A 15,163-nucleotide genomic window follows, 5' to 3' on the forward strand; every position below is an offset into this window, starting at 1 on the left:
TGATTTTCCGAAGGCATACAGTTGGCCCATTCATTGTGTAATGAAAAAGATACATTTTGTCAATTATCAAATTGGATTTGTTTCATTTTCATCGCGGAGGTCAGTAAGATCATGCAGAAAAATATAAATTATTATGTAACACTAATTACGTATGCGAGGGTGAGCGCAAGAAAAGCTGTTTTCTAAACAGGCAGACCGACAAAAGGTCACCCTGAGCCCGAAAGGGATTGAACAGGTAAAAACAATATTTTCTTTTGGGATTCTACATTGACAAAAATCACTTTGTGTGTGACGCTAGACATCGGCGATCAGCCATCTGTCTTATTCCATGGAGGGGTTCTCTTATGCGGCGAGTACACCGATTGCTGCTGTCGGCTCTGTTCGTATCGTTCCTTCATCTCCTTCTCATGACATCCCCCGCTTCAGCGGACACCATTAACGTCGGCGTCCTCAGTTTCGGCCTGTTCAACGGAGGCGCGGCGGGAGGACCCTCGAAAAACACCTTCGCGATCGGCAATTTCACCGGCGCTCCGGCCAACGGCGGCTGGGCGGCCCCTCCCATCGCCCCTGTTTTTACCCCGCTGATCTTTAAAGACAGTCTGCTGGTGCTCACACATGAGGATGGGACGGTGCAGCGGATTGATCTGGGCGGGATCGGCCCGAGCTTGTATGGCTTTTTCGGAACCGATCCGACCGGCCAATTAAAATTTCCGGAGACGGAAAAGTTTCGCTCCGCACAGTTCACCGCCACACTCAGTGAAGACCGGTTTCGCTTATATGACGGCCGGATCTTTGAGCCGAGCGCGCTTTCTTTCTCTTCCGAATTGACCAATCTTTTAACCGGCAGCGGCACCTCTTGGATCACGGTCACCGGCGCAATCTCTCCGGTACCCCTTCCGGCCGCATGGCTTCTGATGGGGAGCGGGCTGGCAGGCCTTTGGTTATTGGGGCAGGCGCGATATGCGAGCGATCGGAAAACTGGTGCGCCTGGCAGGAATTGAACCTGCAACCAATAGCTTAGAAGGCTACTGCTCTATCCATTGAGCTACAGGCGCAGCAAAGGCAGTGCAGATCTCGAAATGCGGATTGCGGAGTAAAAAACTGGTCGGGGTGAGAGGATTTGAACCTCCGACTCCCTGCTCCCAAAGCAGGTGCGCTACCAGGCTGCGCCACACCCCGAAAACGACATTAAAGATACCTCAATAGTCGATTTGGTTCAAGAGGCCGCTTTCTTCAAAAGCGGAATCGCCGCGCGGACCGCCCGCCCGCGATGGCTGATTCGATTCTTCTCCTCCGGAGAGAGCTCGGCGAACGTCTTATTGTAGGCCGGAAGGAAAAAGATCGGATCATATCCAAACCCCCCTTCTCCCGACGCACCCCGAGTAATGCGTCCCTCGCAACGTCCCTCCACCACCGCTACCGTTCCATCGGGACCGGCGACGGCGATCGTGCAGACAAACTGCGCCCCCCGTCTTTCATCGGGAAGATCTCCGAGCGCCTCGAGCAGCTTTCTCCGGTTGTCGGCATAGGTGACCCCCTCTCCGGCAAACCGGGCGGAGTAGAGACCCGGCGCCCCGTCGAGCGCGTCGACCTCCAAGCCGGAATCATCTCCCAGCGCCCACTGTCCGGTTGCGCGGGCGGCCGACACCGCCTTCTGGATCGCGTTTTCTCGATAGGTCGATCCGGTCTCCGGCGGAAGCTGGACGCTCGGAAAGTCGGCCAGCGTTTGAACCTCGATCGGTATCTCTTGTTTTAGGATTGACGCGAGCTCCTCCCCCTTGTGGCGGTTCTCGGTCGCGATCACCAAAAGCACCTACTTCAGCTCCCCGATCAACTTCTTCTGGCCGGCAATCAGTTTTTTGATCCCGGCGGTGGCGAGCCTCAACAGCTGATCGAGCTCCTTTTTATCAAATGCCTGCTGCTCGGCGGTCCCTTGCACTTCGACGAATTTTCCGCTCCCGGTCATCACGACGTTCATGTCGACCTCGGCCTTGGAGTCTTCCGGATAGTTCAGATCGAGAAAGAGCTCGCCGTTCACCTTCCCGACGCTGATCGCTGCCAGGTAATCCCGAATTGGAATCGCTTCTATTTTCTTCTCTTTTTTTAAAAACAGACAGGCATCGAAGAGCGCCAGGAACGATCCGGTAATCGACGCGGTGCGGGTGCCGCCGTCGGCTTGAATGACATCACAGTCAATCCAGACCGTCCGCTCCCCCAGCATCGTCGGCTCAATGACCGAGCGGAGCGACCGGCCGATCAGCCGCTGAATTTCATGCGTCCTCCCGCCGACCTTTCCCTTCGATGACTCCCGCGAGATTCGCTCTTTCGTAGAACGGGGGAGCATCGCATACTCGGCGGTGACCCATCCCTTTTTCTGATCGCGCATAAAAGGGGGGACCCGCTCCTCGACAGTGGCGGTGCAAATCACTTTGGTATCCCCCATTTCAATTAAGACGGAGCCCTCGGCATGCTTGATAAAGTTCCGCGTGATCTTCAGCGGTCGGAGCTGGTTCTTCTTTCGTCCATCGATGCGCATCAAGCAACCTCGTCAGAATAAGGAAATAAAAACGGATCATTATACCGGGTGGCCTTTAAAAGATCAACAAAATCGAAGCGGCCCGGAGGGGTCCGTGAAGCCCCTCTCTCCTCCGGATTGGCATCGGATTCGACTTCTGATATAGTTCCCCTATTGATTTGCAGGCAGGTTGCGGGAAGGACGCTTGGAAAAACCGGTGATTGATGTGGCGATTGGGGTAATCCTCCGGGAAGGGCAGGTACTCATCACCCGTCGGAAAGAAGGGGTTCACCTCGCCGGGCTGTGGGAATTTCCCGGGGGAAAACGAGATGGCGAAGAAACGATTGAAACTTGTCTATTCCGCGAAATAGAAGAGGAGCTGGGGGCCCGGATCGCCATCGAACGGCTCCTCTGGACGAAGAGACACCCCTATCCCGATCGAACCGTTATCCTCCATGCATTTCTTTGCCGGCCCCTTTCAGACGATCTGAAGCCGCTTGCAGCGCAAGAGTTACGGTGGGTCTCGCCCGAGACGCTTCTCTCCCTTCCTTTTCCGGAGGCAAACCGGCCGCTCTTAGAGGCGCTGGCCGCCGAGCTGACGGGGGAATCGCCGTAACGCCGTTCCGCGGAGTCCTGAAATGACATCGACCCTCACCGAAGAGATTAAATCAATCGCCTTGGCGCTCGGCTTTCATCGGGTTGGAATTACGTCGGTCGAGCCGGTGGAAGAGGCCGGCCGCCATTTTTCGACGTGGCTCGCCGACGGCTTCGCCGGAGAGATGGCCTACCTCTCCAAATCCCCCGAGGTCCGCGCCGACCCCCGGCTCCGTTTTCCGGAGGCAAAAAGCGTGATCTGTCTCGCCCTTAATTATTACCAGTCACCCCCGTCCGATGCCGTCCCGAAAGAGACACTGACAGGAAAGATCGCTCGGTACGCCTGGGGGGAAGACTATCATCTCATCATTGAAGAGAAGCTGACGCAGCTGATCGCCGCGATCGAAGCGCGCGGCGGACGCTGCTGGAAAGGGTATGTTGATCATGGCCCCCTATTAGAGCGCGCCTTTGCCGAACGGGCAGGGCTCGGCTTCATCGGGAAGAACACCCTGCTCATTACGCCGGATTACGGTTCGTGGGTTTTTCTCGCCGAGGTCGTGACCACTCTCGACCTGGACGAAGACACGCCGGCCCTCTTTGAGTGCGGGAGCTGCCGGCGCTGCCTCGAGGCCTGCCCGACCGGGGCGTTGACCGAGCCGTTCCGGCTCGACGCCCGGCGCTGCCTCTCTTATCTGACCATCGAGAACAAAGGGGAGATTTCGGAGCCGCTCGCTTCGCAGATGGACGGGTGGCTCTTCGGCTGTGATGCCTGCCAGGAGGTCTGCCCCTACAACCGTCGACCGATCGAGACCGATGAGGCGCGCCTCTCGGCCGCGCAGGGGGCCGGCCCATCGCTCTTGCTGGAAGAGGTTCGCGCGATCGAAGACAACCGGCAATTCAAAGCGCGCTTCGGCCACACCCCGCTTGTCCGCGCCAAGCGGTCAGGACTGATTCGAAACGCCGCCGCCGTCGAACACGCTCAAAGGGAAGGTGAATGAGGCCATACAAAGCCCTCTTGTTCGACCTCTGCGATACACTGATGCCGTTCCGGAATGACCGGCTTCCGCTCGTTGAAATTCGCGGCCGGCAGGTTCGAACAACGAGCCCCCTCCTATACGAATCGTTCAGCGGCTTCTCCGCCATCCCTTACGAGGAATTTCACGATCACTTTGTCGAAACAACCGAAGCGATCTGGCGCCTGCGGGAGGAATCGGAAAAGGAGATCTCTTCCGCCACCCGGTTCGAGCGCTTTTTGGAAAAGCTCGGTGTTCCCCGGGGAGCGGACTGGGAGAGGCTTCATCGTCGCTTTCTCGAAACACACCTTGGACAGATTGCCCTCTGCCTCGATTGCGCCCCGGAACACCGCCGGCTGTTGAACCAACTGAAGAGACGATATAGGCTCGGACTGGTTTCAAACTTTGACGATACCGATACGGTTTATCGGGTTCTGGCGCGAGAGGGGGTCGATCATCTCTTTGAAGCGATCTTGATCTCCTCCGAAATCGGAATCCGAAAACCGCACGCCGACATCTTCCTCGCCGCCTGTGAAAAGATCGGCATCTCTCCCTCGGACGCCCTTTTTGTCGGCGACAGCTTTGAGAATGATGTCGTCGGCGCAAAGCAGCTCGGGATGGATGCGGCCTGGATCAACCGCACGGGACTGCCGCCGCCGATCGCGCGATATACGCCCGATTACAGTCTGACCGAGCTGGCCGACCTGTCGAAAATCATCTAGCCCTTGGTAGGAAGGGTCCTCAGATTTTCCATCATTGCGCGGGAGGAGGGGGCGGGGCGGTCTGCGTCAACAAGGCCGCCAAAAGGAGGGTCACCGTGGCGAGACCAACCTCGATCAGGATCAATCGAGAGAAACGGCGCTCCAATTCGGGCGCCGATCTTTCGACCCGATACAGAGAAGGGAGGATGTAGATCCGGCTCACCCCTCCCATCCCGATCGCCGACGCGGCCAAGAGCAGCTTCGTTAAAAGGACCTGCCCATAGTTGAAATCAAAAATCCAATGCCGGTCCAAAAACAGAAAGGCATTATAGCTGCCGGTCGTGACGATTAGGGCAACCGCCACGATGGCCCACTTCGAAAAGGTGCCGATGAGGGTCCGGAGAAAGAGCGCCAGACGATCCGGCGCCATCCAGACGGCCCCTTTGCTCGCCAAACGCCGCAGCGGGAGAAGCCCTCCGATCCAGATCGAGACCGCAGTGAGATGAACCCAATCCGAGAAGACCGCCCCTTGCGCGACGCCGTGCGTAAAGGGATGTCCCACCAGACTCTCCGTGACGCAGAGGAAGAGGCCACATCCGAAGAGGAGAGGGTCTCTCAATCGGAATCGGATTCGAATCAGGATAAAAAGAAAGAGAAGGAGGAAAAGCTTGATCACCCAGATCGATCCGAAATGGGTTTTCGTCAGGACAATCGGCAACACCGGAAGAATGTCGGAGAGCGGCTTTCCGCTCATCATCTCCGCCTGATGCACCCAGGTGATGAAATGGAGGACGATCAGATAGACAAGAAGGCCCCGCAGCGCCGGCTCGGTATAGGCCGCTTCTTCCCGTCGCAGCCGCTCTTCTATACTGGGATCGCGGAGCGCTTTTAAAGAAGGGCGAAAAACCAGGAGGCGAAATCCGAGCGCGCCGATCCAGAGGACGATCCCGATGATGTCGAACCATTTGAAAAGGGCCATCCTGAAGAGGTGAGAATCAATCAGATGAGAAAGCGGTTGCGCCATGATCTCACTTTACAGTAAATGTAAAATCCCCCTCGGTCCGATGGGTGTCTATCGCCACCACCTCCCAATTCACCCGATATTTTCCCGGACTCAAAGGGGGGACGGAGACGATCAGGACGTTATGTTCCTTCTCATCGACCTTCGCATCTTTTGCATCGACCTCTTTGCCATCCGGTCCCGTGACCTTCAGGCTGCTGAACGCCGGCTCAATGTCGCCGTCAAACCAGATCTTTACCTGGGCCGGAGACTGTTTCACCTCCGACCCGACCCTCGGCTCCGAGCGCATCGGAAAAGCATGCGCCCAGACCGAAGATCCCCAAAACAAGAGAAACAAGACGGAGGCGAAATAGGATCCGATATTCATTCGATGCGCGCTCATCGTTCCTGACCTTATCGTTGCGTCGGCCCCAAGACCCCGCCGAACGGGGTCCAGGTATAGCTGTTGGGAAACATGTCATCCAAAAAGAGATGAATGAGCCCGCGCACCCCTGCATGATTGCCGCTGCGATCGTTCAGCGGCAAGATCGCTTCCACGCCCAGCTCGTAATATTTGCCCGCCCAGATCACCCCCGGATTGGCCGTCGCGACCGTTTGGCCTGCGTTCGGTCCGTTCAATGGCTGCTCAAAACTGAACTCGGTGATCGGCACCAGGCGGCTGAACGGCCAGCCGATCCCGATGTCTTTGATGAACGATTGAAGGTACAAAATGCTATATTCGACGACAAAGCCATAACTGAGGGTATTGGCAATCTCAGCCGCTTCCGTGCTCCGGTTCCCGACCGGTGCACTCAATCCCACCTGTCCGGTGATCGCCAACGGCCGTAGATATTGTAATGCGTCGGGGAGGTCTCCCAATCCATAGACGAAAAGAAGCTGCGGAGCGATGGCACTGTGGGCTTCTCTTCCGATCTCTTTGGTGCCGGTTCCTCCGAGCTCCCATCCCAAGGCGGAGGTCACCAAAAATTCATGTTCCGGCACCCGAAGCATCGCATATTTCACCATCAGCCCGATATTTTCAAATCCGCGCACACTGGGGGAGCCGTCGTTCGGACGGATCTGATCATACGCTCCATCGAGATCGACCGAAAGGTTCTGCGACAGCCGCTTTGAGATCCCAAAACCATAAACATTGCTCAAAACGTCATTGTCTTTTTGATGGGAGAAGGCGAGCAGATCGGCTTCATCGGAGGGAAACGGATCGGTCACCGTCAGCGATTCCGGAACGAAGCGTTTGCCGATGACGCCATGGGCAAACAAAAGCTGTGGAGATAAAACGAGCATGGAAAACAGGACAAAAAGCACAAATCGATATCGTCGCATTGATTTTTCCTCCTCATCCCGGCAGACGGACTCACATCCGAACCGCCGCCTGAAAGACCCAAGATCGCTGATCGCCCTGTTTATGAGATGAATGCTTCAAGCAGAGGAGGGGCACGATCGTGCGTCTTCCAAACCACCCGCTGGGAGGGGAAAGAAACGAGGAAAAGAAAAGAAAACCCAAGAAAAAGAATAAAAAATGGGGGCAGCGCGGGAGGGACCTTCTCCGCCACCGAGGTGTCACAGGCGAGAAGACACCCGAGGGGGTGATCCGGGGCAGAGGACTGATGATGTCCGTGGCGCGACACACCCGTCTGACCGAAACAGTATGTGCCGAGAATCACGGCGGCCGTATAAACAAAAATGAGGAGCGGCATTACCGCCTTTTGGGAGAGAGGTCGAACCATAGCTAGGAGTATATTCCCAGTCTTCCCAAAAAAGCAAACAGACTACCGTTTGATACTCACCGACACCCCATCTCGGAGTGGAATGATCGTGGAGGTCAGCTCGGGACGGGCATAGATCGCTTTGTTGAAAGCCTGAATTCCGGCCGTGTCGGGATCGGTGGAGGAGGAGGTGACCCGGCCGCTCCAGAGGACATTGTCGGCAATGAAGAGGCCGCCGGGCCGCAGAAGCGGGATGCCGAGGGAAAGGGCGTCCAGATAGGATTCTTTATCGATGTCGCAGAAAATAATGTCGAATGGGCCGTCCGCCGGGGTTATCAGCTCCAGCGCATCTCCCTGGCGGAAGGTCACCCGATCGATCAAGCCGGCGCGGGTCAGGAAGTCGGTTCCCTGAGCGATCCGATCGGCCGACCCCTCCGTGCAGATCACCTTTCCGGTCTTGGGAAGCCCCTTTGCGAACCAATAAGCGGAGTAACCGAATCCGGAGCCGAACTCCGCAATCCGCTCCGCATGATGGATGAGCGTTAGCTGATGGAGAAGGCGTCCGACCAGCGGCCCGACGATCGGAAATCGGATCTTTTCCGCCAGCGCCTCCATCTCCGCCACCACCGGCTCCCGCGGCGGAAGAAGACGCTCTAAATATTCCTCGATATGTGGATCGACAATATCCATCTGTTGAACCGCTTTCCGCTTGGCGTTATTCGCTCGGCTCGGTCATCTGGATCGGATTGAGAATTTCATCGACCTCTTTCGGTGAGAGAATTCTTTTTTCGATGATGATCTCCCGAAGCGGCTTTCCGGTGGCGGCCGATTCTTTCGCCACGACCGCCGCCGCTTCGTATCCAATCCTGGGATTGAGAATCGTCGCGAGCCCGACGCTCGTCTCCGCATAGGCTTTGCAGCGCTCGCGGTTGACCGTGATCCCTTTCACACATCGCTCGGTGAAGAGGTCGATGTCGCGCGTCAAGATCTCGATCGACTGGAGGAGGTTGAAGTTGATCACCGGCATCATCACATTCAACTCCATCTGGCCCGCCTGCGCCGCCATCGTGATCGTCAGGTCGTTTCCGATCACATGGAAGCAGACCATGTTCGTCACCTCCGCCATCACCGGATTGACCTTCCCCGGCATGATCGACGATCCCGGCTGAACCGGCGGGAGGACGATCTCGGCGAGACCGGTTCGCGGCCCGGAGGAGAGAAGCCGAAGGTCGTTGGCAATCCGGATCACCTCCACCGCCAGCTCACGCAAGGCGCCGGAGATCTCGACAAAATCGGCCATGCTCTGCATCCGCTCGAAGAGGTTGTTGGAGGGGACGACATCGAGACCGGAAATCTTTTTGACCGCGGCAACCATCTTCTTCTTGTAATCGGGATGGGTGTTGATGCCGGTTCCAACCGCAGACCCGCCGATGCCGAGCTCCTTCAACCCTTCCGAGGCGGCGGTGATCCGCTTGCGCGCGCGCGAAACCGCGCGGGCATAACCGGAGAATTCCTGTCCCAGCCGAATCGGCACGGCATCTTGCAAATGCGTCCGGCCCGACTTGATCACATCGTCGAACTCCTTCGCCTTCTCGGAAAGTCTTTTTTCAAAGCGGGCCAGGACCGGATCGAGCTCACGGAGCTTCAGAAGGGCCGCCACCCGCATCGAGGTTGGGAAGACATCGTTGGTCGATTGCGACATGTTGACATGGTCGTTCGGGTGAACGAGCTTGTATTCGCCCCGTTTCCCGCCGAGCATTTCGATCGCCCGGTTGGCGATCACCTCATTGGTATTCATATTGTGCGATGTTCCGGCGCCGGCTTGAAAGACATCGACGACGAATTGATCGTTCCACTTTCCGTCGATCACCTCTTCGGCCGCCTTTTGGACAATTTTGCCGATCTTGGGATCGAGTTTTCCGATCGCCATGTTCGCCTGGGCCGCCGCCCATTTGACCATCGCCGTCGCCCGGATGAAGGTTGGATGCGGCCGCAGTCCGCTGATCGGGAAGTTGGCAATCGCCCGGGCCGTCTGGACCCCATAGTAGGCCGACTCCGGGACTTCCAGCTCGCCCAATGAATCCTTCTCCTTACGGACCTTCAGACGTTCCATTCGTGACTCCTTGCTCAAAAGGGTTTCCAAACCAAATAACGCTCAGGATAATAGGCGGCTGAATATGATCGATTCGAGAATCCGATCGGCCCCTCGAAAGCTTCGCCTAAAATGAAAATTATTCTAATCGTCTTGCGGCGGATGATCAAGAGAAATCAGGAAGGGATCGTTGACTTTGACGAGAGTGAAATTGATGTAGTAAACTAATTTCAGGAGGTCCACATGAACGAGAAGATCTTGCTGGAAAAAGTAGACGGGGGTTACATTGTGGCGGAAGCGAACCCGGAGCCCAAACACCCGACCGATCTTTGGATCAACAAAGCGGTCTTTACCGACTTTAGCTCCGCCGTAGAAGAGATCCGGAGACGCCTTCGGGTGTCGGACATCATTGCATCCAAGGAAGGGAAGCTGACCCTTTAAGCCTCACCGGATCAGGATGGAAACGCGCTTCATTTAGGGGATGATCGGCAAGGTTCCAGGGAGCTCGCGCGCCTGGCTTTCGGCGTGGTAGGAGCTTCGAACGAGCGGGCCGGCTTCGACGTGGGCCAGTCCCATCCGCTCTCCTTCTTCTTTCAATTGAGCAAACTCGTCCGGGTGGACGAAGCGGACGACCGGAAGGTGTTTGGCGGTCGGCTGCAGATATTGACCCAGCGTTAAAATGTCGCAGCCGATTTCGACCAGGTCGGCCATGACGGCCCGCACTTCGTCTATCGTCTCCCCCAATCCCAGCATCAATCCGGTCTTTGTGAGAAGCCCCGCTTCCTTCGACCAGGCGAGCAACTGCAGCGAGCGGTCGTATTTTGCCTGGGGACGGACATGCGGATGAAGGCGTGGCACCGTCTCGGTATTGTGCGCCAGAATCTCAGGTCGGGCCGCCAGGACCAGATCGAGCGCCGTTTTCTTCCCCTGAAAATCGGGGATCAGCACTTCGACTGTACAACTCGGAGCGCGCGCTCGGATTTTTCGGATCGATGCGGCGAAGAGCTCCGCCCCGCCATTCTCCAATTCATCCCGATTCACCGAGGTCACGACGACATGTCCAAGGCCGAGCGCGGCCACCGCCTCCGCCAAATGGTCCGGCTCGGCGAGGTCTAACTCCGTCGGACGTCCGAAGGTCACCGCGCAGAAACCGCAGCTGCGGGTGCAGATATCCCCGAGAATCATAAACGTCGCCGTCCCGATGTTCCAGCACTCCCAAATGTTCGGGCACTGCGCCTCCTCGCAGACGGTGTGAAGGTTCAGCGCTTTGACCAGCTGGCGGATCTTCAAGTAGTTGGCCCCGGTCTTCGGCTGAACCTTAAACCAGGGGGGAAGCCGCTCGGTACGCCGTTGCGGCGGGGTTAGGAAATGTCGTTCGGGCATGATGCTCCTAAATTAAATATAATGAATCGCTTCCCCAAAGATGGCCCCGCCCGCCTCCATCACCGCCTCGGAGAGGGTCGGATGCGGATGGATCGCCTGTTTTAATTCCAGCGCGGTCGCTTCGACCGTCTTGGCCAGGACAAACTCGCCGATCAGCTCGGTCGCTTCCGGGCCGATGATGTGCGCCCCCAGGATTTCGCCATACTGCGCATCGGCGACGATCTTGACGAACCCTTCGGTCTCTCCCAGCGCAACGGCCCGGCCGTTCGCCGCGAGGGGATATTTTGCGACCTTGATCTCGTGGCCCGCCTCGCGCGCCTTCGCCTCGGTCAGGCCGACCGAGGCGACCTCCGGATGACAGTATACCGCGCTCGGAATATTCAGCAGATCGACCGGCGGCCGCTCCATTCCGGCGATCGCTTCAACCACCGAGACCCCCTGCGCCATGGCCCCATGGGCCAGCGCCGGCCGGGTCGTCACATCGCCCAGGCCGAAGACATTCGGCACGTTGGTCCGCATCCGCGCGTCGACTTTGATCAACCGTCGCTTCTCATCGATCGCGACACCGATCGCATCAAGACCGATCCCATCAATGTTGGGAGCCCGGCCGATGGCGACCAAGATCGCGTCGGTGGTGATCGTTTTTCCCCCCTCCGCCGTTTGCAGCTCGATGGCGAAACCGCCGTTCTGATCTTTGATCGGCCCCACCCGGGTCTGGGTGAAGAGCTCGATCCCCCGCTTCTTGAAGCTCCGCTCCAGCAGCGTCGTCACCTCGCGGTCTTCTAAAGGAAGAAGGGTCGGCAGCATCTCGACGATCGTCACCTTGACCCCATAGACCGAATAAACATAAGCGAACTCGACGCCGATCGCGCCGCCGCCGATAATCGTGATTGAGCGGGGGAGTTCCCGAAGGAGCAGCGCCTCATCGCTGGTGAGGACCCGTCGTCCGTCGACATTCAGCCCGGGCAGGCTTCGAACGCGGCTGCCGGTGGCGATGATAAGATTCTCTCCCCGAACCCTCTTTTTTCCGTCGGCCCCGGTTACTTCAATCTCATTGGGTGAGAGAATTTTCCCGACGCCGGTGTAGATATCGACCTTGCTCTTCTTCATGACATGCTGGAGACCGGTATAGAGCTTCTGAATCACCTTTTTGCTTCGATCAATCGCCTGGCCGAAGTCGGCGCGAATGTTGTCGACTTTGATTCCAAACTCTTCCGCATGTTGGATGAGCGAGAGGACCTCGGCGTTCCGGATGATCGCCTTTGAAGGGATACAGCCGTGGTGAAGGCAGACCCCGCCGACCGCCTCCTTCTCGACGACGGCCACCTTTAAACCGAGCTGCCCGCCGCGGATGGCGGCGACATAGCCTCCCGGCCCCCCTCCTAAAATGATGACGTCATAGCTTTTATCGTCGGCCACCTTTAACTCCTCTTATATGTGGCGTTATATGTGGAGCCGGCGCTGGAAGAAGTCTTTTGTATTCGATCTTCACACCAGGTGCGCCCTACCCCACACCCCCTCTTACTTAAATTTCATACGGAACAGCATCGGGGAATTCCTAATCGACTTTAGGCCTTTCCATCAGGCACGCCCTGTCCCACCCCCTGGTGATCGCTATAGCGCCAGATAGAGCGGGTTCTGAAGAATCCGCTTTAACTCTTTTAAGAACTCCGCCGCCTGTACGCCGTCGGCCACCCGATGATCGGTCGAGAGGGTCACCTTGACCGTCCTGCCGATCTCAATCTTACCGTCGGTCACAATCGGCTTCTGTAAAATCGATCCGACCGCCAACACCCCCGACTCCGGCGGGGTGATAATCGCGCTGAACGATTCGACGTCGTACATGCCGAGATTCGAGACACTGAAGATCGCGCCGGTATACTCCTCCGGCTTCAATCCTTTCTCACGGGCCCGCTTCACCTTATCGCGGACGTCGGCTGAGATCTCCGAGAGGGTCTTATGATCGCAATTCCGAATCACCGCCGTGATCACCCCATCGGGAACGCCGATGGCGAGACCGACGTCGATCGAATTCGCAATGCGGACCCGATCTCCAAGAAAGGTCGATCGGTACCCGGGAAACTTTTGCAGCGTGAGCGCGGCCGCTTTGAGGAAGAGCTCACTCAATGTCAGCTTCACCCCATTGGGCGCATTCTCCATTTCGTCTCGGAAAGAAAGGATCTTTCCCATATCGATTTCGGAGGTGACATAGAAGTGGGGCACCGGCGCTTTGCTCTGGGTCATCCGCTTGGCGATCGCCTTGCGGATCATTGACAGCTCAACCTCTTCCCCTTGAATCTGGGAAACGGCCGCTGTGCCCGCACCCGTCTCCTCCCTCCCTTTGGTTGCCGCCTGCGGTCCCGCGGCGCCCTCTCCCGCGCCCGCTTCTTCGACATCCCGCTGGGTGATCCGCCCCCCCGGCCCGGACCCCTTGACCGACCTCAGATCAATCCCCCGCTCCTGGGCAATCTTTCTCGCGAGCGGCGACGCTTTGATCTCCTCTCCCTCGGAGCGGAGCGGCGGGGCGGCAGCCGGTCTCTCTTTTTTTTGAGCTTCCTTTGTTTGAGCTTCCTTCGCAGAGGTCTCTTTATTGGGAGGCGTCGGCGCCCGGGTTCCCGCTTCTTCCTGGGGCGAGGTCTCTGCCTGGGGTCCGGGCGGCTTCTCCCGCTCCGCAGGCGCCCCCTTCAGCTCCTTCTTCCGCATCCTCGGCTTTGCTTCGTGGGAGAGGACCTCGTCGACATCCTCATCTTCGCGCGCAATCAGGGCGATCAAATCCCCCGATGGAACGACATATCCTTCCGGGACGAGAATCTTTTTCAACGTTCCCGAGGCGAAGGCCTCGAGATCCATGACCGCTTTGTCGGTCTCGACCTCGGCGATCGGGTCGCCGCTCTCCACCTTATCCCCCTCGTGCTTATACCATTTGAGGAGAACCCCTTCTTCCATCGTGTCGGTCAACTTGGGCATCACAACGCGGTTTGCCATAAGAACCCTCATTTCTATTAGAATGTGGAGGCCCGTGCGGCGACTGAAGGAAAAGGTTCCTCCGATGCCCCTACGCCCCGCGGCTCGGATCGGCAAGGCCTGCGCTTCACCTTTTACCTTTGAACTGAATTATTCCAGGTACATCACTTTTTTGACCGCATGAATAATTTTTTCGGAGCTGGGGAGCGCCGCCTGCTCCAGATTCTTCGCATACGGAATCGGCACATCTTCTCCCGTCACCCGTTCGACCGGGGCGTCGAGAACATCGAGCGCCTCGTGACTGATCCGATCGGCGATTTCAGCGCTCACGCCGGCATAAGGCCACGCCTCTTCCACAATCACGACGCGATTGGTTTTTCGGACGGAATGGAGGATCGTCTCCAGATCCAACGGACGGAGCGTTCGCGGGTCGACCACCTCGGCGTCGATTCCTTGCTTTGCCAATTCCTCCGCCGTCCTCAGACAGAGCAGCAGCATCTTCGACCAGGCGATCAGGGTGACATCTTTCCCTTCTCGCTTCACATCGGCGACCCCAATCGGGATCGTGTAATCCCCTTCCGGCACCTCTCCCATGGTTCCATAAAGGGCCTGCGCCTCAAAACAGATCACCGGGTTGTTGTCCCGAATGGCGCTTTTGAGCAGCCCCTTTGCATCTTTAGGAACGGAAGGGGCGATGACTTTGAGACCAGCGATGTGACAGTAGAGCGACTCCAGGCTCTGAGAGTGCTGCGCGGCGAGCCGCGCGGCCGAGCCGCCCGGCCCCCGAACAACCATCGGGACGGTGAACTGGCCTCCCGACATCGATCGGATCTTGGCGGCGTTGTTGATGATCTGATCCATCGCCAGGATCGAGAAATTAAAGGTCATCATCTCGATGATCGGGCGGAGCCCGACCATCGCTGCGCCGATGCCGACCCCGGTGAAGCCGGCCTCGGTGATCGGGGTGTCGATCACCCGCATCGGCCCGAACTCTTCGAGCATCCCCCGGCTCACTTTGAATGCACCCTGATAGAAGCCGACCTCCTCCCCCATCAGGAAGACTTTTTCATCGCGGCGCATCTCCTCGCTCATGGCTTGGCCGAGCGCTTCACGGTAAGCAATATGGGCCATTCAACCTCCGGATTGAAAAAAATACAAAACAAACAATTTGATA

The 15,163-nt window shown here is 57.6% G+C and carries 16 protein-coding genes and 2 tRNA genes; 5 read left to right on the forward strand and 13 right to left on the reverse strand.

The annotated features are described in order from the left end of the window. The first annotated feature begins 344 nt into the window (after window positions 1-344). Window positions 345-1,001 carry a hypothetical protein gene (locus tag HY282_14130; protein ID MBI3804891.1) on the forward strand — a complete coding sequence of 219 codons (657 nt, stop codon included), beginning with the start codon at window positions 345-347 and terminating at the stop codon, window positions 999-1,001. Here the strand turns inward: HY282_14130 and HY282_14135 are convergent. The 4 genes from HY282_14135 to rph all read right to left on the reverse strand — a co-directional run bounded on the left by HY282_14135 (window position 980) and on the right by rph (window position 2,536). After that, window positions 980-1,055 (reverse strand) — tRNA-Arg (locus HY282_14135). The two genes, HY282_14130 and HY282_14135, sit on opposite strands and share 22 nt — an antisense overlap. A gap of 47 nt (window positions 1,056-1,102) precedes the next feature. After that, window positions 1,103-1,179: transfer RNA gene (locus HY282_14140), tRNA-Pro, on the reverse strand. 37 nt (window positions 1,180-1,216) lie between these two features. Beyond that, entirely contained in the window at window positions 1,217-1,813 is a 597-nt protein-coding gene (locus HY282_14145; GenBank protein ID MBI3804892.1) for an XTP/dITP diphosphatase, read from the reverse strand. Continuing rightward, the gene (rph, locus tag HY282_14150) at window positions 1,814-2,536 is read right to left on the reverse strand and encodes a ribonuclease PH (GenBank protein ID MBI3804893.1); all 723 of its coding nucleotides are present in this window, start codon (window positions 2,534-2,536) and stop codon (window positions 1,814-1,816) included. It lies immediately after the preceding gene. 196 nt (window positions 2,537-2,732) lie between these two features. Between rph and HY282_14155 the strand changes: the two genes are divergently transcribed. Genes HY282_14155 through HY282_14165 form a run of 3 tightly spaced genes read left to right on the forward strand, consistent with a single transcriptional unit; the run spans window position 2,733 to window position 4,844 of the window. Further along, window positions 2,733-3,131, forward strand: a complete 399-nt coding sequence (locus HY282_14155) for a (deoxy)nucleoside triphosphate pyrophosphohydrolase (protein MBI3804894.1) — start codon at window positions 2,733-2,735, stop codon at window positions 3,129-3,131. A 22-nt stretch (window positions 3,132-3,153) separates the two neighbouring features. Then, complete coding sequence (queG, locus tag HY282_14160; GenBank protein MBI3804895.1) at window positions 3,154-4,107, forward strand: tRNA epoxyqueuosine(34) reductase QueG; 954 nt, start codon at window positions 3,154-3,156, stop codon at window positions 4,105-4,107. Continuing rightward, window positions 4,104-4,844 (forward strand): HAD family hydrolase, encoded by a 741-nt coding sequence (locus HY282_14165; protein MBI3804896.1) that lies wholly within the window; start codon window positions 4,104-4,106, stop codon window positions 4,842-4,844. The genes queG and HY282_14165 overlap by 4 nt, the downstream gene beginning before the upstream one ends. A 31-nt stretch (window positions 4,845-4,875) precedes the next feature. On the opposite strand, the gene HY282_14170 is transcribed toward HY282_14165, so the two are convergent. The 5 genes from HY282_14170 to HY282_14190 all read right to left on the reverse strand — a co-directional run bounded on the left by HY282_14170 (window position 4,876) and on the right by HY282_14190 (window position 9,654). Next, window positions 4,876-5,847: a CopD family protein gene (locus tag HY282_14170; GenBank protein ID MBI3804897.1), complete on the reverse strand. Its 972-nt coding sequence runs from the start codon at window positions 5,845-5,847 to the stop codon at window positions 4,876-4,878. Between the two features lie 4 nt (window positions 5,848-5,851). Then, complete coding sequence (locus HY282_14175) at window positions 5,852-6,211, reverse strand: copper resistance protein CopC (protein ID MBI3804898.1); 360 nt, start codon at window positions 6,209-6,211, stop codon at window positions 5,852-5,854. A gap of 26 nt (window positions 6,212-6,237) precedes the next feature. Continuing rightward, window positions 6,238-7,167, reverse strand: a complete 930-nt coding sequence (locus tag HY282_14180; protein MBI3804899.1) for a hypothetical protein — start codon at window positions 7,165-7,167, stop codon at window positions 6,238-6,240. A gap of 446 nt (window positions 7,168-7,613) precedes the next feature. Further along, complete coding sequence (locus HY282_14185) at window positions 7,614-8,240, reverse strand: O-methyltransferase (protein ID MBI3804900.1); 627 nt, start codon at window positions 8,238-8,240, stop codon at window positions 7,614-7,616. A gap of 25 nt (window positions 8,241-8,265) precedes the next feature. Beyond that, window positions 8,266-9,654 carry an aspartate ammonia-lyase gene (locus tag HY282_14190; GenBank protein ID MBI3804901.1) on the reverse strand — a complete coding sequence of 463 codons (1,389 nt, stop codon included), beginning with the start codon at window positions 9,652-9,654 and terminating at the stop codon, window positions 8,266-8,268. A gap of 231 nt (window positions 9,655-9,885) precedes the next feature. Between HY282_14190 and HY282_14195 the strand changes: the two genes are divergently transcribed. After that, window positions 9,886-10,083, forward strand: coding sequence for a hypothetical protein (locus HY282_14195; protein MBI3804902.1), 198 nt, complete (start codon window positions 9,886-9,888; stop codon window positions 10,081-10,083). 33 nt (window positions 10,084-10,116) lie between these two features. Here the strand turns inward: HY282_14195 and lipA are convergent, their stop codons facing one another. From lipA to HY282_14215, 4 genes are all read right to left on the reverse strand, one after another. Beyond that, a complete protein-coding gene (lipA, locus tag HY282_14200; protein ID MBI3804903.1) occupies window positions 10,117-11,025 on the reverse strand; it encodes a lipoyl synthase in 909 nt (302 codons plus the stop codon). A gap of 12 nt (window positions 11,026-11,037) precedes the next feature. Continuing rightward, on the reverse strand, window positions 11,038-12,444 hold the full coding sequence (gene lpdA, locus HY282_14205; GenBank protein MBI3804904.1) for a dihydrolipoyl dehydrogenase: 1,407 nt from the start codon (window positions 12,442-12,444) through the stop codon (window positions 11,038-11,040). A 195-nt stretch (window positions 12,445-12,639) separates the two neighbouring features. Next, on the reverse strand, window positions 12,640-14,010 hold the full coding sequence (locus tag HY282_14210; GenBank protein ID MBI3804905.1) for a 2-oxo acid dehydrogenase subunit E2: 1,371 nt from the start codon (window positions 14,008-14,010) through the stop codon (window positions 12,640-12,642). A gap of 129 nt (window positions 14,011-14,139) precedes the next feature. Then, window positions 14,140-15,120, reverse strand: coding sequence for a pyruvate dehydrogenase complex E1 component subunit beta (locus HY282_14215; GenBank protein ID MBI3804906.1), 981 nt, complete (start codon window positions 15,118-15,120; stop codon window positions 14,140-14,142). Window positions 15,121-15,163: the final 43 nt, after the last annotated feature.

The organism is Candidatus Manganitrophaceae bacterium, from assembly GCA_016200325.1.
Classification (GTDB): Bacteria; Nitrospirota; Nitrospiria; order SBBL01; family Manganitrophaceae; genus Manganitrophus.